Genomic DNA, 19775 nt, shown 5'->3' on the forward strand with positions numbered 1-19775 from the left:
TATGAAATAATAGTCAGAAGGATTAGACAACAATTTGTTGTTTAATCCTTTTTTGTATCGTTCAAATATTATCAGATAAATTAATAGCGTAAATACGGTAAAAAATACAAACTTCTTCCTACAATCTGATATAATAGTAAGAGAACTCGATTTAAGGAGAAATATATGTCGGTTTCAGTAAAAGAAGTAATTGAGAAGCTTAGATTAGATATTGTCTATGGAGAGCCTGAATTACTTGAAAAGGAAATTAATACTGCAGATATAACGCGACCTGGTCTTGAAATGACAGGCTATTTTGATTACTATACTCCAGAGCGTATTCAATTGTTGGGGATGAAGGAATGGTCTTATCTGATCAGTATGTCTTCTCACAACCGTTATACTGTTTTGAAAAAAATGTTCCTACCAGAAACACCAGCAGTTATTGTTGCGCGTGGTCTAGTTGTTCCTGAGGAAATGTTAAAGGCAGCTAGAGAATGTAAAATCGCAATTTTAACAAGTCGCACAGCTACAAGTCGTCTTTCTGGAGAACTGTCTAGTTATCTGGACTCCCGCTTAGCGGAACGTACAAGTGTACATGGGGTCCTAATGGATATCTATGGTATGGGTGTTTTGATTCAAGGTGATAGTGGAATCGGTAAGAGTGAGACAGGTTTAGAACTAGTTAAACGTGGTCACCGTTTGGTAGCAGACGATCGGGTAGATATCTATTCTAAGGATGAAATGACTCTCTGGGGTGAACCTGCTGAAATCTTGAAACATCTGATCGAAATTCGTGGAGTAGGGATCATCGATGTCATGAGTCTATACGGTGCCAGTGCCGTTAAGGATTCTTCACAAGTTCAGCTAGCTGTTTATTTGGAAAATTATGATACAAATAAGACCTTTGATCGCTTAGGAAATAATGCTGAAGAACTAGAAGTTTCTGGAGTTACCATTCCACGTATCCGCATCCCAGTTAAAACAGGGCGCAATATTTCTGTTGTTATCGAGGCGGCAGCTATGAATTATCGTGCAAAAGACATGGGCTTTGATGCGACGCGTCTGTTTGAAGAAAGATTGACGAAATTAATTGAAAAGAACGAGGTGCAAAATGATTGATCCAGTTGCTTTTCAAATAGGTCCATTTGCCATTAGATGGTATGCACTTTGTATCGTTTCAGGCCTTATCTTAGCGGTATATTTGGCAAGTAAAGAAGCTCCTAAAAAGAAAATCTTATCAGAAGATATTCTGGACTTTATCTTAGTGGCTTTCCCTTTGTCAATCATCGGCGCGAGACTTTACTATGTTATTTTTAAATTTGACTATTATAGCCAACATTTAGGGGAGATATTTGCTGTCTGGAATGGTGGTCTTGCGATTTACGGCGGTCTAATTACCGGAGCGATTGTACTTTATATTTTCGCAGACCGTAAATTAATCAATACCTGGGATTTCTTGGATATTGCAGCTCCGAGTGTAATGATTGCTCAGAGTCTAGGACGTTGGGGGAACTTCTTTAACCAAGAAGCTTACGGAGCAGTTGTAGAAAACCTTGATTATTTACCTGGTTTTATTAAGAATCAGATGTATATTGATGGCTCATATCGACAACCAACCTTCCTGTACGAATCTATCTGGAACCTGATTGGTTTTGCTTTAATTGTTATTTTTAGACGCCGATTAAATGGCATTCGTCGTGGTCATATCACAGCCTTTTACTTAATTTGGTATGGTTTTGGACGTATGATTATTGAGGGTATGCGTACAGATAGTCTCATGTTCTTTGGACTTCGAGTATCTCAGTGGTTGTCTGTTCTATTAATTGGACTTGGTATTTATATTATCGTTTATCAAAATCGGAAAAAAGCACCATTTTATAATGTAAAAAAGGAGAATTAAAATGTTAGAAGTTGCTTATATTTTTGTGGCTATTGCCTTGATTGTATTTATTGTTTATTTGATTATTACGCTACAAAAAGTTGGACGTGTAATTGATGAAACAGAAAATACTGTTAAAACGCTAACTTCAGATGTAAATGTTACTCTACATCACACAAACGAACTTCTTGCCAAGGTCAATGTTCTTGCTGATGACATCAATATCAAAGTTGCAACCATTGATCCACTCTTTACAGCAGTTGCAGACCTTTCTGTTTCTGTCTCTGACTTAAATGAGCAGGCTCGTGTCTTGAGTAAAAAAGCATCATCTGCAGGTTCAAAAACATTAAAGACTAGTGCAGGCTTATCTGCCGTTCGTATTGCAAGTAAATTTTTTAAAAAATAAAAAGGAGATAACTCATGGGTAAATTATCATCAATCCTTTTAGGAACTGTTTCAGGTGTGGCTGTTGCCTTGTTTCTAACAAGTGAAAAAGGGAAACGTGTTACTAGTCAGGCACAAGACTTTATTGAAGATCTGAGAGAAGATCCAGAATATGCTAAGGAACAAGCTCTTGAAAAATTGACAGAAGTCAAAGAACAAACCAGAGATTTTGTTCTAAAGACAAAAGAACAAGTAGAATCAGGCGAAATTACCTTGGATTCAGTTCTTGAAAAATCTAAATCTTTAGCTCAACAAGCGACTGAAGCTTCAAAAGAGACCTTGAACAATCTCAAGGAACAATTGGAAGAAAAAGTAGTTGTTGAAGACCCAGAAGACGGTCAAGAAATCATCATCGAAATCAAAGAAGATTAAAATAGAAATCACCATTTTTGATTCCCTTAGAGTCGGAGATGGTGATTTTTTTCTTGAGGCAAGTCTTTGTGGTATAATAAATACTATGCAGAAGAAACCAACATCAGCTTACGTGCACATTCCATTTTGCACACAAATCTGTTATTATTGTGACTTTTCTAAGGTCTTTATTAAAAATCAACCGGTAGACAGCTATCTAGAACATCTACTGCAAGAATTTCGTTCTTATGACATTCAGAAGTTACGTACTCTCTATATTGGGGGAGGTACACCGACAGCCTTGTCTGCGCCACAGTTAGAGGTGCTTCTGGATGGATTGACTAAAAACTTAGATTTGTCAGTCTTAGAAGAATTAACCATTGAGGCTAATCCTGGTGATTTGGATGAGGATAAGATTGCAGTTTTAAAGAATTCAGCTGTCAATCGTGTTTCATTGGGTGTCCAAACCTTTGATGACAAAATGCTGAAAAAAATAGGTCGTAGTCATTTGGAGAGAGATATCTATGAAAATATAGATCGTCTCAAGTTAGCAGGGGTTGATAATATTTCCATTGACTTGATCTACGCTCTTCCTGGTCAGACTATGGACCAGGTCAAGGACAATGTTGCCAAGGCCATCGCTTTGGACATTCCTCACATGAGTCTCTATAGCTTGATTTTGGAAAACCATACAGTCTTTATGAATCGTATGCGTCGTGGGAAATTACCACTTCCTAAAGAAGAAGTAGAAGCTGAAATGTTCGAATATATCATTGCTGAATTAGAGCGTGCTGGTTTTGAGCATTACGAAATTTCAAATTTTTCAAAACCAGGTTTTGAAAGTCGTCACAATCTTATGTACTGGGATAATGCTGAGTATTATGGTATAGGTGCAGGTGCGTCTGGCTATGTAAACGGTGTTCGCTATAAAAACCATGGGCCTATCCGCCATTATCTAAAGGCAGTAGAAGAAGGCAATGCTCGCATCAATGAGGAACACCTGAGTCTAAGGGAACAAATGGAAGAAGAGATGTTCCTTGGCCTTCGTAAGAAGTCAGGTGTTTCCATGAAACGATTTGAAGAGAAATTTGGCACATCTTTTGACAATTTATATGGTCAAGTTGTAAGAGATTTGTGTCATCAAGGTCTTTTACAAGTAGCAGGTCAACAAATACGAATGACAAAAAAAGGTCTCTTTTTAGGAGATACAGTAGCAGAACGATTTATATTGGAGTAGAATTATGGGCTTAACTTATCAAATGAAGATGAAAATTCCTTTTGATATGGCTGATATGAATGGCCATATCAAGTTGCCAGATGTTATTTTGTTGTCCCTGCAAGTATCAGGAATGCAATCCATTAATCTAGGAGTGAGTGACAAGGATGTTTTAGAACAGTATAATCTAGTCTGGATTATCACTGATTATGATATCGATGTTGTACGTTTACCTCAATTTGCTGAGGAAATCACAATTGAAACGGAAGCCTTGACTTACAATCGTCTATTTTGCTATCGCCGATTTACTATTTATGATGAAGATGGTCAAGAAATCATTCGCATGGTAGCTACCTTTGTTCTTATGGATCGTGATAGTCGGAAGGTCCACCCTGTAGAACCAGAAATTGTCGCCCCTTATCAATCTGAGTTTTCTAAGAAACTCCTTCGCGGGCCAAAATACGCAGAGCTGGAAGAAGCGATTAGCAAAGATTACCACGTTCGTTTTTATGACTTGGATATGAATGGCCACGTCAATAACAGCAAATACCTGGACTGGGTTTTTGAAGTTATGGGGGCAGATTTCCTAACCAATCATATCCCTAAAAAAATCAACCTCAAATATGTCAAGGAAGTTCGACCAGGTGGCATGATCACTTCTAGTTACGAATTGAATCAACTAGAAAGCAATCACCAAGTCACAAGTGATGGCGATATCAATGCTCAGGCAAAGATAATTTGGCAAGAAATTAACACAGATTAGAAAGTAATATATGACTTATAAAGGCTATTTAATTGATTTAGACGGTACAATTTATAAAGGAAAAGATAGAATTCCAGCGGGAGAAGCTTTTGTTCACGAGTTACAAAAGAGAGAGATTCCCTATCTTTTTGTAACAAACAACACTACTCGTACACCTGAAAGTGTCCAAGAGATGTTGGCAAATCAGTTTAATATTGACACGCCTGTATCGACAATCTATACTGCAACCTTAGCGACCATTGATTACATGAATGACCTGGGACTTGAAAAGACCGTTTATGTGATTGGAGAAGCTGGGCTCAAGGAAGCCATTCAAGCAGCTGGTTATGTTGAAGATAAAGAAAATCCAGCCTATGTGGTTGTAGGTTTGGACTGGCAAGTTGACTATGAAAAATTTGCTACTGCAACCCTAGCTATCCATAAAGGTGCTTATTTTATCGGCACCAACCCAGATTTAAATATTCCAACAGAACGTGGACTTTTACCTGGTGCTGGTTCTCTGATTACTCTTCTTGAAGTAGCAACTCGCGTAAAACCAGTTTATATTGGAAAACCAAACGCGATTATTATGGATAAGGCTGTTGAACACCTAGGACTTGAACGCAAAGAAATTGTCATGGTGGGGGATAATTATCTTACTGATATTCGAGCTGGTATTGACAATGGGATCCCTAGCCTTTTGGTGACGACAGGATTTACAAAACCTGAAGAAGTAGCGGATTTACCAATCGCCCCAACCCATGTCCTCTCAAGTTTAGCGGAGTGGAATTTCGATGAAAACTAAATTTACTTTTGTAGGAAGTCTTCTCTTTCTCCTCTCGCTTGCTATTTTATTGACCATCTACCTGTCTTGGTTGGTCTACCCTCTGGAGATTTCTTGGTTAAATCTGACAAGTCGTGTTCATGTCCAACCTCAGACCATCCAACATAACTTTAATGTTTTGATGATTTATTTGACCAATCCATTGAGTCAAGTATTAGCAATGCCAGATTTTCCTTCGTCTGCCTCTGGAATTCACCACTTTGTGGTTGTAAAGGGACTCTTTCACCTAGCGCAAGGAGTAGCAATCGTAACGGTACCGATTTTCTACCTTTTTTGGAAGCAAGTCATTCAGAAAGGTTTTCTGTCTCTATATCGCAGAGGTCTCTTGATTATGCTATCTTTACCTTTGGTTCTTGGTTTAGTTGGTGTCTTCATTGGTTTTGAACAATTCTTTACCTTGTTTCATCAGATTCTATTTGTAGGTGATGATACCTGGCTTTTTGATCCCGCTAAAGATCCGGTCATTCTCATCCTACCAGAGGATTTTTTCCTGCATGCCTTTCTGCTATTTTTCTGCTTGTATGAACTGCTTTTTGGCTTTATTTATCTACTAAGTTGGAAAAAATTACCAAAAATATCATAAATGCATAAAAATGTTTTAAAAATTTTACGAAAAACCTATTTTTCTTTAAAAAGTAGGTTTTTTTACGGAAATAACTAGTCAAGCGCTTTATTTTTTTGTATAATAGAATTAGAAAAGTATGCAAAGTAGAGAATAGCATGATTACACTATTTTTATCACCGAGTTGTACATCATGTCGTAAGGCAAAGGCCTGGCTTGATAATCATAAAGTGCCTTTCCAAGAGCACAACATTATGACCAGTCCTTTATCAAGAAAAGAATTACAACACATTCTTTCCTTGACCGAAAACGGTACCGATGACATCATTTCAACTCGTTCAAAAATTTTCCAAAAGTTAAATATCGATGTGGAAAGTATCTCGGTGACAGAGTTGCTTAATTTAATTGAGCAATATCCTAGTCTTTTGCGTCGTCCAATCATCATTGATGATAAACGTATGCAGATTGGCTTTAATGAAGATGAGATTCGTGCATTTCTTCCTCGCAGTTATCGTAAGCAAGAATTGAAAGAAGCTACATTAAGAGCTGGTATTAATTAGATGAATAAACAGTATAGTTACCCACTAGATTTGTCGTGGAGCACTGAAGAACTTGCTTCAGTGCTTTCTTTTTTTAATGATGTTGAAGCTGCCTATGAGACACAGGTAGATGCTAAGAAATTACTAGATTCCTACAAGGTATTCAAGTCAGTTGTGCCTAGCAAGAGCGAAGAAAAACGTTTGGGACGTGAGTTTGAATCAGTTAGTGGATACTCTTTCTACCGTGCAGTCCAGTTGGCCAAAGAAAAAAGAGAAGGGAAGATTTCACTTGGAAAATAAATTTACATTTGCCAAAGAAATTGTCAGGGAAGCTGGGGAATACATTCTCCAGCATATGAAAGAAGATCTCCATGTTGAGAGAAAGTCTTCCCCTACAGATTTGGTAACTAAGTTAGATAAAGAAGTTCAAGACTTACTTATTAAAAAAATCCGTTCTCGCTATCCAGATGATCTATTTTGTGCAGAAGAAGGATGTATGCGTGCAGCAGTAGGACAAGGTTCTGTATGGATTATTGATCCTATTGATGGAACCAACAACTTCGTAGCACAAGGTGAAGATTTTGCTGTTATGCTGGCCTATTTTGAGGATGGTATTGGCAAGTTTGGTATTATTTATGATGTCATGAAAGGTGATTGTTACCATGGTGGAGGAGACTTCCCGCCTTTTCGCAATGATGAACCTTTACCACCATTTAAAAAGAAACCCTTGAGAGAATTTTTGGTAGCTGGTAATTCTGGAATGTTAGCGACTAACGAATGGGGCTTAGCAGATTTGGGAAACGCTGCACTTGGGACACGAGTTTATGGCAGCGCCGCTATTAGTTTTGCTAAGGTGCTGTCAGGTCGACTTTTAACCTATATCACCTATTTACAACCTTGGGATTATGCGGCTGCAAGTATCCTAGGTGAGAGTTTGGGTTATAAGGTTTTTACGATTGCTGGTGAGGAAGTCGATTTTCAAACACGACAGGCCGTTATGATGGTGCCAGTCGAGATGAAAGATGAGATTCAATCCTATATCTATGAAAGGAAATAAACCTACATGCAATTTCCAGATGGATTTGTAAAAAAATACGAAACAATATTGGGGGATGAGGCAAGAGCTTTTCTTGCCTCTTTTGATGATGAGGCTGTTTCTGCTTTTCGTATCAACCCTTTAAAAGAAAGACAGCTTTCTTTTTCAGATGCTATTCCCAATACACCCTGGAGCTACTATGGGAAGGTTCCAGGGAAATCACCAGAACATGTAACTGGCTTGGTCTATTCACAAGAACCTGCCGCACAAATGGTCGCTCAAGTAGCTCAGCCAAAGCCAGGTATGAAGGTCTTAGACTTGGCAGCGGCTCCTGGTGGGAAATCCACTCAACTGGCCTCCTATCTTGCAGGAGAAGGTCTTCTTGTTTCAAATGAGATTTCAAGCAAACGGTCAAAGATTTTAGTTGAAAATATGGAACGCTTTGGTGCGACTAATGTCGTTGTGACCAATGAATCAGCAGACCGTTTAGCCAAGGTTTTTAAAGGCTATTTTGACCTGATCGTTTTAGATGCACCTTGCTCAGGAGAAGGGATGTTTCGTAAACAACCTGACGCTATGGATTATTGGAGTATCGATTATCCTAGTCAGTGCGCTAGTTTACAACGTGAGATTTTATCAGATGCAGTTACTATGTTGGCTGATGGTGGTCGACTAGTCTATTCAACCTGTACCTGGGCGCCAGAAGAAAACGAAGAAATCGTCCAATGGTTACTGGATAGCTATCATTTTGAATTGATTCCAATCCAATACATCAATGGAATGGTACCTGGAATTGATTTACCTGAAACAGCTAGAATGTACCCTCATCACTTTAAGGGAGAAGGTCAGTTCGTGGCCCATCTTCAGTTTAAAGGCCAAAACAAGGCTGGGAAGTTCAAACCTTCTAAATCCAACCTATCTCGTGAACAGATTTCCTTATGGCAGGATTTTGAGAAAAAACATCTTAAAGAAAAACTGACCGGTGTCTTACAAGTTTTTGGAGAACAGCTTTATCTCTTGCCAGAAGTCCTACCCGATATAGGAAAACTCAAGATAGCTCGTAATGGACTTCATCTTGGAACCTTTAAGAAAAAACGTTTTGAACCAAGTTTTGCTCTTGGCTTAGCTTTAAAACCAAGCCAAGTCAAGCAAGGAATCGAAATTCATCAAGAAGACTTTGTCAAATATGTGGCTGGTGAAACGGTCCAATTAGCTGAAACTCTTCCAAATGGTTGGTACCAAGTTTTGGTTGGTGGAAATGGTCTAGGTTTTGCAAAGGTAACCGGAAATACCTTGAAGAATTATTTTCCCAAGGGCTTGCGATTCAGGTAAAAAACTAGTCAAAGCTAGTATTCTATGTTATAGTGGAAGTATGGATTTTCCCTGAAAACAATAGAAAATAAGGGCAAAAATTCAAGCTATTCATCATTATTTTCAAGGAGACAAATAGTGAAAAAATTTAAAAAACTCACCCTCTCTCTTGCAACTCTTTTACTTGCTGGTTCGCTAGCAGGATGTGCAAGTTGGATTGATCGTGGGGAATCTATGACAGCTGTAGGTTCAACTGCTCTTCAACCTTTAGTCGAGGCGGCAGCAGACGAATTTGCGTCCGCACACGTTGGTAAAACAGTTAATGTTCAAGGTGGTGGATCTGGTACTGGACTATCTCAAGTTCAGTCAGGTGCAGTTGATGTTGGGAACTCGGATGTGTTTGCTGAGGAAAAAGACGGAATCGATGCATCTGCCTTAGTTGACCACAAGGTAGCTGTTGCGGGGATAGCTGTTATCATCAACAAAGAAGTAGATGTTGATAATCTGACGACAGAACAACTTCGCAAAATTTTTACAGGTGAAATTACCAACTGGAAAGAAGTCGGCGGTAAGGATTTAGCTATTTCTATTATCAACCGTGCTGCGAGCTCAGGTTCTCGTGCGACTTTTGACAGTGTGATTATGAATGGTCAGTCAGCGGTACAAAGTCAGGAGCAGGATTCTAACGGTATGGTGAAGTCCATTGTTTCTCAAACCCCTGGAGCTATCTCATACCTAGCTTTCGCCTATGTTGATGATTCGGTTGGGACCATCAAACTTAACGGCTATGAACCAATTTCTGAGAATGTAACCACGAATAACTGGCCTTTGTGGTCTTATGAACATATGTATACACTTGGTGAGCCAAATGAATTAGTTGCTGAATTCCTAAACTTTGTTCTTTCGGACGAAGCGCAGAATGGAATTGTTAAAGGAATGGGTTATATTTCTGTCAAGGAAATGAAGGTTGAAAAAGATGCTGCAGGTACTGTAACAGCGCTAGAAGGGAGTCAATAATGAATCAAGAAGAATTATCAAAAAAATTGCTCTCTCCTTCAAAAAACTCTCGTCTTGAGAAATTAGGAAAAGGGCTAACCTTTGCCTGCCTATCTTTGATTGTTATCATTGTTGCAATGATTTTGATTTTCGTTGCCCAGAAAGGCTTATCGACCTTCTTTGTCAATGGTGTGAATATCTTTGATTTTCTTTTTGGTGCAACTTGGAATCCGTCAGGTAAACAATTTGGTGCCCTTCCAATGATTTTAGGTTCCTTTATTGTTACCATCCTGTCAGCTCTTATTGCAACACCATTTGCCATTGGGGCAGCAGTCTTTATGACAGAGGTGTCTCCAAAAGGAGCTAAGATTTTGCAACCTGCTATTGAACTCTTAGTTGGGATTCCTTCAGTAGTTTATGGATTTATCGGTTTGCAGGTCGTGGTACCATTTGTACGTACTGTTTTTGGTGGAACAGGTTTCGGTATTTTATCAGGAATTTTCGTTCTCTTTGTTATGATCTTGCCGACTGTAACCTTCATGACAACTGATAGCCTACGTGCGGTTCCTCGTCACTACCGTGAAGCTAGTTTGGCTATGGGAGCGACTCGTTGGCAAACCATCTGGCGTGTAACCTTGAAGGCTGCTCGTTCAGGTATTTTTACGGCAGTAGTCTTCGGAATGGCACGTGCCTTTGGTGAGGCCCTTGCGATTCAAATGGTTGTCGGTAACTCAGCAGTTATTCCAACTTCATTGACGACACCAGCAGCGACTCTGACATCTGTTTTGACCATGGGAATCGGTAATACCGTTATGGGAACTGTTGATAATAACGTTCTCTGGTCACTGGCCTTAGTATTGCTCTTGATGAGCTTGGCCTTTAACAGTGTCATTAAACTGATTACGAAAGAAAGAGGAAAGAAAAACTATGCACGCTAAGAAATTAGATAAACTTGCAACAGCTGTCCTCTACACCATCGCAGGAATCATTGTGACCATTCTAGCTTCCTTGATTCTTTATATCTTGGTTCGAGGCTTGCCTCATGTTTCTTGGTCATTCTTGACAGGAAAATCATCCTCCTATCAAGCAGGTGGTGGTATTGGGATTCAGCTCTATAATTCCTTTTTCCTTTTGGTGATTACCTTATTCATCTCTGTACCTCTATCAATGGGAGCTGGAATTTTCCTAGCAGAGTATGCTAAAAAAGGTCGGATTACAAATTTTGTCCGTACCTGTATTGAAATCTTGTCTTCTCTACCATCCGTAGTTGTGGGACTATTTGGTTACCTCATCTTTGTAGTTCAGTTCGAGTATGGATTTTCCATTATTTCTGGTGCCTTGGCTTTGACCGTCTTTAACCTACCTCAGATGACTCGTAACGTTGAAGACAGTTTGAAGCATGTTCACCATACGCAACGTGAAGCTGGTTTGGCGCTTGGACTTTCTCGTTGGGAAACAGTCCTTCATGTCGTAATTCCTGAAGCTCTTCCTGGAATTGTAACGGGGATTGTGCTTGCATCAGGTCGTATCTTTGGTGAAGCTGCAGCTCTTATCTATACTGCAGGACAATCTGCGCCAGCTCTTGACTGGTCTAACTGGAACGTTTTAAGTGTATCTAGTCCAATTTCAATCTTCCGCCAAGCAGAAACCTTGGCTGTTCATATCTGGAAAGTCAACAGTGAAGGAACTATTCCTGATGGAACACTTGTTTCAGCAGGTTCTGCTGCGGTGCTCCTAATCTTTATCTTAATCTTTAACTTTGGAGCACGTAAACTCGGAAGCTATCTACATAAGAAATTAACGGCAGCCTAAAGGAGAAGCCATGTCAAAATATAATTGGGATGAAAGGCATATCATTACTTTTCCAGAAGAAAAAGTGGCCCTCTCTACGAAGGATTTACATGTTTACTACGGTAAGAATGAATCCATCAAGGGCGTGGATATGCAATTCGAAAAAAATAAAATTACGGCCTTGATTGGTCCATCAGGATCTGGGAAATCAACCTACCTACGCAGTCTCAATCGTATGAATGATACCATTGATATTGCTAAGGTTACTGGACAAATTCTCTATCAGGGAATTGACGTTAACCGTCCTGAAATCAATGTTTATGAAATGCGTAAACATATCGGAATGGTGTTCCAACGTCCAAACCCATTTGCTAAATCAATCTACCGCAACATCACCTTTGCACATGAACGTGCAGGAGTTAAGGACAAGAAGGTTCTTGATGAAATTGTAGAAACCTCACTTCGCCAGGCTGCCCTCTGGGACCAGGTCAAAGATGACCTTCACAAGTCTGCCTTGATGCTTTCAGGTGGTCAGCAGCAACGTCTCTGTATTGCCCGTGCTATTTCAGTTAAACCAGACATTCTCTTGATGGATGAGCCAGCATCAGCCTTGGATCCGATTGCGACAGCTCAGCTTGAGGAAACTATGTTGGAGTTGAAGAAGGACTTTACTATCATTATCGTGACCCACAGTATGCAACAGGCTGCGCGTGCAAGTGACTACACTGGATTTTTCTACTTGGGTGATTTAATTGAGTACGATAAAACGTCAAACATTTTCCAAAATGCCAAGCTACAGTCTACCAATGACTATGTAACTGGACACTTTGGTTAGAAAGGAAACAGTATGATAGAACCGATTTTACAGGTCAAAGACCTGTCTGTTTATTACAACAAAAAGAAGGCCTTGAATAGTGTATCCTTATCTTTCCAACCCAAGGAAATTACAGCTCTTATAGGTCCATCAGGATCAGGAAAATCAACCCTGCTAAAGGCTATCAATCGTATGGGAGATTTAAATCCTGAAGTGACTACTACTGGTTCAGTGGTTTATAACGGTCACAATATTTATAGCCCTCGTACTGATACCGTTGAGTTACGTAAGGAAATCGGAATGGTTTTCCAACAACCCAATCCTTTCCCCATGTCCATCTATGAAAATGTTGTTTATGGACTAAGAATTAATGGAGAGAAAGACAAGCAAGTCTTGGACGAAGCTGTGGAGAAAGCTTTACAGCGTGCTTCAATCTGGGATGAAGTCAAGGATCGCTTGCATGATTCAGCAATTGGTCTATCAGGTGGACAACAACAACGTGTCTGTGTAGCCCGTGTTTTGGCAACCAGTCCAAAGATTATCCTCTTGGATGAGCCGACCTCAGCCTTAGACCCTATCTCGGCTGGAAAAATCGAAGAAACCCTATATAGTCTCAAGGACAAGTACACCATGCTATTGGTTACTCGTTCCATGCAGCAAGCATCTCGAATCTCTGATAAAACAGGCTTTTTCCTCAATGGAGATTTGATTGAATTTAACGATACCAAAGAAATGTTCCTCTATCCACAACATAAGGAAACAGAAGATTACATTTCAGGTAAATTTGGATAAGGAGAAAAAGATGTTACGATCTCAATTTGAAGAAGATTTAGAGAAATTGCATAACCAATTCTACGCTATGGGACAAGAAGTTCTTTCCCAAATCAATCGTACTGTACGTGCTTTTGTGACTCATGACCGTGACTTGGCTAAAGAAGTCATCGAGCAAGACGCAGAAGTCAATGAATACGAATTGAAACTTGAAAAGAAATCATTTGAAATCATTGCCCTTCAACAGCCAGTATCACAGGATCTACGAACAGTTCTAACAGTTCTAAAGGCTGTTTCAGACTTGGAACGTATGGGTGACCACGCTGTATCCATTGCTGAGGCAACGATTCGAATGAAGGGGGAACAACGTATCCCAGCAGTCGAAGAAGAAATCAAAAAGATGGGACGTGATGTTAAAGATTTCGTAGAAACAACCCTCGAACTTTATCTAAACGGATCAGTTGATAAGGCCTATGAAGTTGCAACCATGGATGAAAAAATCAACCATTACTTTGAAAATATTCGTGATTTGGCAACTGAAGAAATCAGAAAGAATCCAGATGCTATTGTTACAGGTCGTGATTACTTCCAAGTGATTTCATACTTGGAGCGTATCGGAGACTACGCTAAAAATATCTGTGAATGGGTTGTGTACTTTGAAACAGGTAAGATTGTAGAATTGTAAAATATTTAGAAGATAAAAATTATTGTGAAAGCTTACTTTTTAATATAGTAAGCTTTCATTGTATCGATAGTTTACTTTGTCAGAGGTGAATAATGAACTATATACAGAGTATAAGAAAAAAAGTTGGAAAAGATAAAATTATTTTAAATTTTACTTGTGGAATTTTAAGTCAATCAGGAAAAATATTATTACAAAAACGAGCAGACAAAGGAACTTGGGGTTTACCAGGTGGTGCTATTGAATTAGGTGAATCGGCTGTAGAAGCATTAGTGCGAGAGTTTTATGAAGAAACTGGAGTGAAAGTAACAGTGAAAAAACTCTTAAATGTTTATACAAAATATTCAGATAGTTATCCAAGTGGTGATGAGGCACAAGTTATTACAATGTTGTATTTAGTTACATCTGAAACTTCAATCTCTACAAATGTTTTTACGAGTGACGAAACTTTAGAATTAGGGTTGTTTGATCACAGGGATATGCAAAATATCACAATTGTAAACCAGCAACATCGAGATATGATAAATGATTTTTTTGAAAATTGTTTCCCAATAGATAGATAAACCAATCATTGAATTTGTATTTTTTATAAATATATTTTAAGGAAAATGCAAGAAAATGTTGACAAGTATTTTTGAATAAGTTATAATTATACAAAATTGACAGAGAGGTTGTTTATTTATGAAATTAAAAAAATGGATATTTGTCTTAGTAAGTTTTCTTGCAAGTTTCTTTTTAGTTGCTTGCCAATCATCTAGCTCAAGCTCACAGTCTGCAGTAGAGGCAATCAAACAAAAAGGTAAATTAGTGGTCGCAACTAGCCCAGACTATGCACCATTTGAGTTTCAAGCACTTGTGGATGGCAAGAACCAAGTCGTCGGTGCTGATATTGATATGGCACAAGCTATCGCTGATGAACTTGGAGTAAAATTGGAAGTTTCCAGCATGAGTTTTGATAATGTCTTGACCAGTCTTCAAACAGGGAAAGCAGATTTGGCCATTGCGGGAATCAGTGCAACTGAAGAAAGAAAAGAAGTCTTTGATTTCTCAATCCCTTACTATGAAAACAAGATTAGCTTCCTAATCAGAAAAACTGATCTTGAAAAATACAAAGATTTGGATTCTCTTGCTAGTGCAAATATTGCAGCTCAAAAAGGAACTGTCCCTGAATCTATGGTCAAAGAGCAACTTCCTAAAGCGCAGTTGACTTCATTGACAAATATGGGTGAAGCTGTTAATGAACTTCAATCAGGTAAGGTTGATGCTGTTCATATGGACGAGCCAGTAGCCCTCAGCTATGCTGGTAAAAACTCTGATTTGGCTGTTGCTACAGTCAGCTTGACCATGAAAGAAGGCGAAGCAAATGCTGTTGCTATCAAAAAAGGCAACTCAGATTTGAAAGAAGTAGTTGATAAGGTCATCCAAAAACTCAAAGATGACGGCACTTATCAAACTTATCTTGAAAAGGCTGCTAAGCTAACAGAAGTAGAACAATAAAAAATAACAGAGGCTGGGACAAAAGTCCTAGCCTCTCAATTGTCATTGGATTATCAAGCAAGACGCAGTGGTTGAGTGGGCTCTACTACGCTGATTTCATCAGCTTTTACAGCCTTACTCAACTGTGCGGAGGTGGGACGACGAAATCGAATTCTAACGAATTACCGATTTCTGTCCCACTCTCTGTTTTTAAGTAATTTAATGTTGTTTCAAGACTTTCTAAAGGAACCTTAGCAAATTGATAAGGGCAAGTCTCAATGTAGGACGATTCGAAAAAGTCTAGATTTAAAGAGCTATGTTTGAGCCTTGCAATCTTAGGATAGTTCCTGAGATCAAGCAAAAGTCCATCATGGAGAGGATAGTTTGGTAGGGAAAGGGGATAAGATTTTAATAGCCTATGAATGAAGTCTTGACTTTTCTCTTGCAGTGCCAATCTTGCTAATCTATTTTTTTCAAAAAGCTGACTATCGATGTAGAGTGATAAAGCCTTTTGCATAATGAGGTTGTTATCATAGTCCAGAATGTTTTTGTAGGCCACAAAAAGACTTTTAATAGGATTTGGAAGTATGAGAGCAGTGATTCGAAGTGCGGAGAAAATACTTGTTGAAAAAGACTTGATGTAGATGACCAAATCATTTTGGTCTAAATAATGAAAGGTTTGTCCCATTTTAGGATCTAGATCCCCCAGATAATCATCTTCAACAATATAAATTTCATATTTGGCTGCTAGATCAAGGATAGCACGTTTCTCCTCTTCAGAATATGAATGACCCAGCGGATAGTGGAATCGAGGAATGGTGTAGAAAAATTTAATGTTACCACTTTTAAAATGTTTCTCAAGTTCTTTCAGGTCAATGCCATCCACCCGACGTTCAATGGTTTGATAGGGAATATTTTGAGCCAGTAGAAGTTGGTTCATTCGGTGATAGGTTGGTTGTTCGACCAGTATTTCTTGGCCCTTACCTGGAAAGTCAATTTGAGAAAGAATAAACAGTGCTTGCTGGGTTCCAGTTGTCATGACTAATTGATCGGGTTTACTATAGATAGCTTGGTCAAACAGTAGTTTCTGAACAGACTTTCGTAATTCTTCTAAACCCTCTTGGTGTTCATAGTAGTTGTAGAGATAATTTTCTCGACCGATCAAGCTTTCATTGACACAAAGACGAAAATCATCATAGGCAGCAGCATGTTCGTCATTGACCGATATAACGAGGTCTTCGTGGCTAGCTTGTTGTTCTAAAACATAATAGCCACTTTGAGGTTTGGAGTATATGTATTTCTCGTATCGGAGTTCTAAAAGTGCACGCTGCACAGTATCTTTACTGCAGTGGAAGTCTTGACTGAGTTTTCGGATAGAAGGTAGACGACTTCCTGTTTGAAGTTTTCCTGATTCAATCTCTTCTTTTAGATAGTGAACAACTTGTTCGTACTTACTTTCTTGCTTCATTCCAGACCTTTCTTGATTTTGTTACATTGTACCTTTTTTTTAGACGTTTGACAATGTTATACTCTTCGAAAATCTCTTCAAACCGCGTCAATGTCGCCTTGCCGTATATATGTTACTGACTTCGTCAGTTCTATCCACAACCTCAAAACAGTGTTTTGAGCAACCTGCGGCTAGTTTCCTGGTTTGCTCTTTGATTTTCATTGAGTTTTAAACGGCAGTCTAGCGTTCAATTCTAAGAAGAAATGTGATATACTTAGAAAGTAAAATTTTCAAAGAAGAGTGAGATGATAAAGGTGCAAGAACCAGTTAAATTATTCCAATATAATACTTTGGGAGCTTTGATGGCAGGACTTTACGGCGGGACCATGACAGTTGGTGAGTTACTTGAACATGGAGATTTAGGGCTAGGAACCTTGGACTCTATTGATGGGGAGCTAATTGTCTTAGATGGTAAAGCCTATCAAGCTAAGGGTTCAGGTGAGAAGCCTGAAATCGTTGAAGTTTCACCAGACGCGCTGATTCCCTATGCAGCAGTTGTACCCCACCAGGCAGAAGTTATTTTCCGCCAGCGTTTTGAAATGTCTGATCAGGAACTTGAAAAACGTATTGAGTCCTACTATGATGGAGAAAATCTTTTCCGTTCGATTAAGATTCATGGTGATTTTAAACACATGCATGTTCGCATGATTCCAAAATCGACAAGCGAAACGAAATTTGCTGAGGTTGCGACTCATCAGCCTGAATATAGTTGCGAAAATGTCTCTGGGACTATCGTTGGATTCTGGACACCTGAAATTTTCCATGGTGTCAGTGTCGCAGGCTATCATTTGCACTTTATTTCAGATGACCTAACCTTTGGTGGTCACGTCATGGACTTTGTCATCAAGGAAGGAATCGTAGAGGTTGGAGCTGTCGATCAGTTGGATCAACGTTTCCCTGTCCAGGATCGTCAGTACCTCTTTGCTAAATTCAATGTTGATGAGATGAAAAAAGATATCGATCAGGCTGAATAAAAGGAGAAAAGTATGAAAATTCATGTAATAATCACAATGATAGCTTTATTTGTATTTCTCATAGCTGCCATTTGGTTCTCAAAAAAGAAGTACAAGATTAACCTTTCAGTTTTAGGACTTGGGGCAGTTGCATTTTTTGTCTCATCTCAGGTCTTAGAGAAAATCGTTCATCTCTTGGTTCTTCATCCACAAAAGGATGGGACAGTTCCACTCATGACGGAAAATCCCCTTCTCTATGTGATTTACGGGGTCTGTATGGCTGCTTTGTTTGAAGAAACAGCTAGACTTGTCTTCTTTAAATGGTTAGAGAAGAAGAGAGCTTTGGAAGATTCGGATGCCCTCGCCTATGGACTTGGTCATGGTGGCTTGGAATTGCTCTACCTCGGAATGGGAAGCTTGATTAGTCTTTTGATCCTCTTTTCCTTATTAGAGTCTTCAAATCCAGATTTGGCAAATCTCCTTCCCAAAAATACACTTGAAACAGTACAATCTCTATCTGGATGGCAGGTTTATTTACTCGGTGTTGAGCGTGTGCTTGCTCTTGTTATGCAAATCGGTCTCTCTTTCTGGGTTTATCAAGCAGTCCGTCAAAAGAATTGGATTTATCTAGTAACTGCTTATGGTTTACATGCCTTCTTTGATCTGGCTCCGAGTCTATCTCAGGTTGGTTGGATTTCAAATCCGCTTCTTGTTGAAGGATTGTTAGCAGTGGAAGTTGTTCTATTTGTATACTTTACAAAAACTATCTTGTATAAAAAATAATCATGCAAAAGAGGTCTGACCTCTTTTTTATTTGTGTGAATAAAAAAGCTTTTCAAATCGTCGAAAAAAATCGCTAAAAATGGTATAATGGAATGAATTTTATAAAAGGATAAGAAAGATGACTGTATTAGAAAAATTAAAAGAAACATTAGAAGGAATTGATATTCGATTCGATGAGCCATTGAAAACTTATACCTATACCAAAGTAGGAGGGAAAGCAGATTACTTAGCTTTTCCTCGTAATCATTATGAGATGGCCCGTGTGGTTAAGTTCGCTAATCAAGAAAATATCCCATGGATGGTTCTTGGAAATGCCAGTAATATTATCGTCCGAGAAGGTGGAGTCCGTGGCTTTGTAATCATGTGTGACAAACTCAATAATGTTTCGGTCGATGGTTACACGATTGAAGCAGAAGCGGGAGCTAACTTGATTGAGACCACTCGCATTGCTCTACGCCATAGCTTGACTGGTTTTGAGTTTGCCTGTGGAATTCCAGGAAGCGTCGGTGGAGCTGTCTTTATGAATGCTGGAGCCTATGGAGGTGAGATTTCTAATATTTTGCAGTCTTGCAAAGTATTGACCAAGGATGGGGAAATCGAGACTTTATCAGCCAAGGACTTAGCCTTTGGTTATCGTCATTCAGCTATTCAAGATTCTGGAGCAGTAGTCTTATCAGCTAAATTTGCACTATCTCCAGGAAATTATGAGACTATTAATCAAGAAATGGAACGTTTGACCCACCTTCGAGAACTCAAACAACCATTGGAATATCCATCATGTGGTTCTGTCTTTAAACGTCCACTTGGGCATTTTGCAGGACAATTGATTTCAGAAGCTGGTTTGAAGGGCTGCCGTATCGGTGGTGTCGAAGTCTCAGAAAAACATGCAGGCTTTATGATTAATGTAGCCGATGGGACTGCTCGAGATTATGAAGACTTAATTGAGTCTGTTATTGACAAAGTTAAAGAACATTCAGGTGTTACCCTTGAGCGAGAAGTTCGTATCTTGGGTGAACACGAATAGCATTATTATTAAACATTATACAAAGATTGGGATTTTATCGCTAGATATGGTTTGGGTCAATTCCTTACAGTT

At 39.0% G+C, this 19775-nt stretch carries 24 protein-coding genes; 23 read left to right on the forward strand and 1 reads right to left on the reverse strand.

Annotated features, from left to right (window positions below):
- Positions 1-165 precede the first annotated feature (165 nt).
- From hprK to O3643_RS00760, 20 genes are all read left to right on the forward strand, one after another.
- A complete protein-coding gene (gene hprK, locus O3643_RS00665; protein WP_074324899.1) occupies positions 166-1101 on the forward strand; it encodes an HPr(Ser) kinase/phosphatase in 936 nt (311 codons plus the stop codon).
- Positions 1094-1882 (forward strand): prolipoprotein diacylglyceryl transferase, encoded by a 789-nt coding sequence (gene lgt / locus O3643_RS00670; RefSeq protein WP_074324898.1) that lies wholly within the window; start codon positions 1094-1096, stop codon positions 1880-1882. Before hprK ends, lgt begins: the two co-directional genes overlap by 8 nt.
- A 1-nt stretch (position 1883) precedes the next feature.
- Complete coding sequence (locus tag O3643_RS00675; RefSeq protein WP_004252531.1) at positions 1884-2267, forward strand: DUF948 domain-containing protein; 384 nt, start codon at positions 1884-1886, stop codon at positions 2265-2267.
- 14 nt (positions 2268-2281) lie between these two features.
- Complete coding sequence (locus O3643_RS00680) at positions 2282-2677, forward strand: YtxH domain-containing protein (RefSeq protein WP_371499116.1); 396 nt, start codon at positions 2282-2284, stop codon at positions 2675-2677.
- 85 nt (positions 2678-2762) lie between these two features.
- Positions 2763-3893: a radical SAM family heme chaperone HemW gene (gene hemW / locus O3643_RS00685; protein ID WP_371499118.1), complete on the forward strand. Its 1131-nt coding sequence runs from the start codon at positions 2763-2765 to the stop codon at positions 3891-3893.
- A 4-nt stretch (positions 3894-3897) separates the two neighbouring features.
- On the forward strand, positions 3898-4635 hold the full coding sequence (locus tag O3643_RS00690) for an acyl-[acyl-carrier-protein] thioesterase (RefSeq protein WP_036753842.1): 738 nt from the start codon (positions 3898-3900) through the stop codon (positions 4633-4635).
- 10 nt (positions 4636-4645) lie between these two features.
- Positions 4646-5419, forward strand: a complete 774-nt coding sequence (locus tag O3643_RS00695; protein WP_371499120.1) for a TIGR01457 family HAD-type hydrolase — start codon at positions 4646-4648, stop codon at positions 5417-5419.
- On the forward strand, positions 5409-6041 hold the full coding sequence (locus tag O3643_RS00700; protein ID WP_371499122.1) for a TIGR01906 family membrane protein: 633 nt from the start codon (positions 5409-5411) through the stop codon (positions 6039-6041). Before O3643_RS00695 ends, O3643_RS00700 begins: the two co-directional genes overlap by 11 nt.
- A gap of 137 nt (positions 6042-6178) precedes the next feature.
- Positions 6179-6580, forward strand: a complete 402-nt coding sequence (locus O3643_RS00705) for a Spx/MgsR family RNA polymerase-binding regulatory protein (RefSeq protein WP_006148218.1) — start codon at positions 6179-6181, stop codon at positions 6578-6580.
- Entirely contained in the window at positions 6581-6859 is a 279-nt protein-coding gene (locus O3643_RS00710; protein ID WP_371499124.1) for a UPF0223 family protein, read from the forward strand.
- Positions 6849-7616: an inositol monophosphatase family protein gene (locus O3643_RS00715; RefSeq protein ID WP_371499126.1), complete on the forward strand. Its 768-nt coding sequence runs from the start codon at positions 6849-6851 to the stop codon at positions 7614-7616. The genes O3643_RS00710 and O3643_RS00715 overlap by 11 nt, the downstream gene beginning before the upstream one ends.
- Before the next feature lie 6 nt (positions 7617-7622).
- Positions 7623-8927 (forward strand): RsmF rRNA methyltransferase first C-terminal domain-containing protein, encoded by a 1305-nt coding sequence (locus O3643_RS00720; protein ID WP_371499128.1) that lies wholly within the window; start codon positions 7623-7625, stop codon positions 8925-8927.
- Positions 8928-9044: 117 nt separating this feature from the next.
- Positions 9045-9923, forward strand: coding sequence for a phosphate ABC transporter substrate-binding protein PstS (locus tag O3643_RS00725; RefSeq protein ID WP_371499130.1), 879 nt, complete (start codon positions 9045-9047; stop codon positions 9921-9923).
- Complete coding sequence (gene pstC / locus O3643_RS00730; RefSeq protein WP_142557702.1) at positions 9923-10840, forward strand: phosphate ABC transporter permease subunit PstC; 918 nt, start codon at positions 9923-9925, stop codon at positions 10838-10840. Before O3643_RS00725 ends, pstC begins: the two co-directional genes overlap by 1 nt.
- The gene (gene pstA, locus O3643_RS00735; RefSeq protein WP_004252556.1) at positions 10830-11714 is read left to right on the forward strand and encodes a phosphate ABC transporter permease PstA; all 885 of its coding nucleotides are present in this window, start codon (positions 10830-10832) and stop codon (positions 11712-11714) included. The genes pstC and pstA overlap by 11 nt, the downstream gene beginning before the upstream one ends.
- 10 nt (positions 11715-11724) lie before the next feature.
- Positions 11725-12528, forward strand: coding sequence for a phosphate ABC transporter ATP-binding protein PstB (gene pstB / locus O3643_RS00740; RefSeq protein WP_004252558.1), 804 nt, complete (start codon positions 11725-11727; stop codon positions 12526-12528).
- 12 nt (positions 12529-12540) lie between these two features.
- A complete protein-coding gene (gene pstB / locus O3643_RS00745; RefSeq protein WP_371499132.1) occupies positions 12541-13299 on the forward strand; it encodes a phosphate ABC transporter ATP-binding protein PstB in 759 nt (252 codons plus the stop codon).
- Between the two features lie 10 nt (positions 13300-13309).
- Positions 13310-13963 carry a phosphate signaling complex protein PhoU gene (gene phoU / locus O3643_RS00750; protein ID WP_004252561.1) on the forward strand — a complete coding sequence of 218 codons (654 nt, stop codon included), beginning with the start codon at positions 13310-13312 and terminating at the stop codon, positions 13961-13963.
- A 92-nt stretch (positions 13964-14055) separates the two neighbouring features.
- Positions 14056-14523 carry an NUDIX hydrolase gene (locus O3643_RS00755; RefSeq protein ID WP_049495481.1) on the forward strand — a complete coding sequence of 156 codons (468 nt, stop codon included), beginning with the start codon at positions 14056-14058 and terminating at the stop codon, positions 14521-14523.
- A 118-nt stretch (positions 14524-14641) separates the two neighbouring features.
- On the forward strand, positions 14642-15457 hold the full coding sequence (locus O3643_RS00760) for an ABC transporter substrate-binding protein (protein ID WP_371499135.1): 816 nt from the start codon (positions 14642-14644) through the stop codon (positions 15455-15457).
- Positions 15458-15575: 118 nt separating this feature from the next.
- Here the strand turns inward: O3643_RS00760 and O3643_RS00765 are convergent, their stop codons facing one another.
- A complete protein-coding gene (locus O3643_RS00765) occupies positions 15576-16904 on the reverse strand; it encodes a PLP-dependent aminotransferase family protein (RefSeq protein ID WP_371499137.1) in 1329 nt (442 codons plus the stop codon).
- A 284-nt stretch (positions 16905-17188) separates the two neighbouring features.
- Between O3643_RS00765 and budA the strand changes: the two genes are divergently transcribed.
- From budA to murB, 3 genes are all read left to right on the forward strand, one after another.
- Complete coding sequence (budA, locus tag O3643_RS00770) at positions 17189-17917, forward strand: acetolactate decarboxylase (protein ID WP_371499139.1); 729 nt, start codon at positions 17189-17191, stop codon at positions 17915-17917.
- 12 nt (positions 17918-17929) lie between these two features.
- On the forward strand, positions 17930-18679 hold the full coding sequence (locus tag O3643_RS00775; protein WP_320693558.1) for a YhfC family glutamic-type intramembrane protease: 750 nt from the start codon (positions 17930-17932) through the stop codon (positions 18677-18679).
- 118 nt (positions 18680-18797) lie between these two features.
- Positions 18798-19703, forward strand: a complete 906-nt coding sequence (gene murB, locus O3643_RS00780) for a UDP-N-acetylmuramate dehydrogenase (RefSeq protein WP_371499142.1) — start codon at positions 18798-18800, stop codon at positions 19701-19703.
- The last annotated feature ends 72 nt before the right edge of the window (positions 19704-19775 follow it).

Origin of the sequence: Streptococcus sp. 20925_1_44 (assembly GCF_041432435.1) — a bacterium.
Taxonomy (GTDB): domain Bacteria; phylum Bacillota; class Bacilli; order Lactobacillales; family Streptococcaceae; genus Streptococcus; species Streptococcus infantis.

Coding starts and splice junctions, on each gene's coding strand:
- hprK (WP_074324899.1), top strand. CDS start 166: ATGTCGGTTTCAGTAAAAGAAGTAATTGAGAAGCTTAGATTAGATATT.
- lgt (WP_074324898.1), top strand. CDS start 1,094: ATGATTGATCCAGTTGCTTTTCAAATAGGTCCATTTGCCATTAGATGG.
- O3643_RS00675 (WP_004252531.1), top strand. CDS start 1,884: ATGTTAGAAGTTGCTTATATTTTTGTGGCTATTGCCTTGATTGTATTT.
- O3643_RS00680 (WP_371499116.1), top strand. CDS start 2,282: ATGGGTAAATTATCATCAATCCTTTTAGGAACTGTTTCAGGTGTGGCT.
- hemW (WP_371499118.1), top strand. CDS start 2,763: ATGCAGAAGAAACCAACATCAGCTTACGTGCACATTCCATTTTGCACA.
- O3643_RS00690 (WP_036753842.1), top strand. CDS start 3,898: ATGGGCTTAACTTATCAAATGAAGATGAAAATTCCTTTTGATATGGCT.
- O3643_RS00695 (WP_371499120.1), top strand. CDS start 4,646: ATGACTTATAAAGGCTATTTAATTGATTTAGACGGTACAATTTATAAA.
- O3643_RS00700 (WP_371499122.1), top strand. CDS start 5,409: ATGAAAACTAAATTTACTTTTGTAGGAAGTCTTCTCTTTCTCCTCTCG.
- O3643_RS00705 (WP_006148218.1), top strand. CDS start 6,179: ATGATTACACTATTTTTATCACCGAGTTGTACATCATGTCGTAAGGCA.
- O3643_RS00710 (WP_371499124.1), top strand. CDS start 6,581: ATGAATAAACAGTATAGTTACCCACTAGATTTGTCGTGGAGCACTGAA.
- O3643_RS00720 (WP_371499128.1), top strand. CDS start 7,623: ATGCAATTTCCAGATGGATTTGTAAAAAAATACGAAACAATATTGGGG.
- pstC (WP_142557702.1), top strand. CDS start 9,923: ATGAATCAAGAAGAATTATCAAAAAAATTGCTCTCTCCTTCAAAAAAC.
- pstA (WP_004252556.1), top strand. CDS start 10,830: ATGCACGCTAAGAAATTAGATAAACTTGCAACAGCTGTCCTCTACACC.
- pstB (WP_004252558.1), top strand. CDS start 11,725: ATGTCAAAATATAATTGGGATGAAAGGCATATCATTACTTTTCCAGAA.
- pstB (WP_371499132.1), top strand. CDS start 12,541: ATGATAGAACCGATTTTACAGGTCAAAGACCTGTCTGTTTATTACAAC.
- phoU (WP_004252561.1), top strand. CDS start 13,310: ATGTTACGATCTCAATTTGAAGAAGATTTAGAGAAATTGCATAACCAA.
- O3643_RS00755 (WP_049495481.1), top strand. CDS start 14,056: ATGAACTATATACAGAGTATAAGAAAAAAAGTTGGAAAAGATAAAATT.
- O3643_RS00760 (WP_371499135.1), top strand. CDS start 14,642: ATGAAATTAAAAAAATGGATATTTGTCTTAGTAAGTTTTCTTGCAAGT.
- O3643_RS00765 (WP_371499137.1), bottom strand. CDS start 16,904: ATGAAGCAAGAAAGTAAGTACGAACAAGTTGTTCACTATCTAAAAGAA.
- budA (WP_371499139.1), top strand. CDS start 17,189: ATGATAAAGGTGCAAGAACCAGTTAAATTATTCCAATATAATACTTTG.
- O3643_RS00775 (WP_320693558.1), top strand. CDS start 17,930: ATGAAAATTCATGTAATAATCACAATGATAGCTTTATTTGTATTTCTC.
- murB (WP_371499142.1), top strand. CDS start 18,798: ATGACTGTATTAGAAAAATTAAAAGAAACATTAGAAGGAATTGATATT.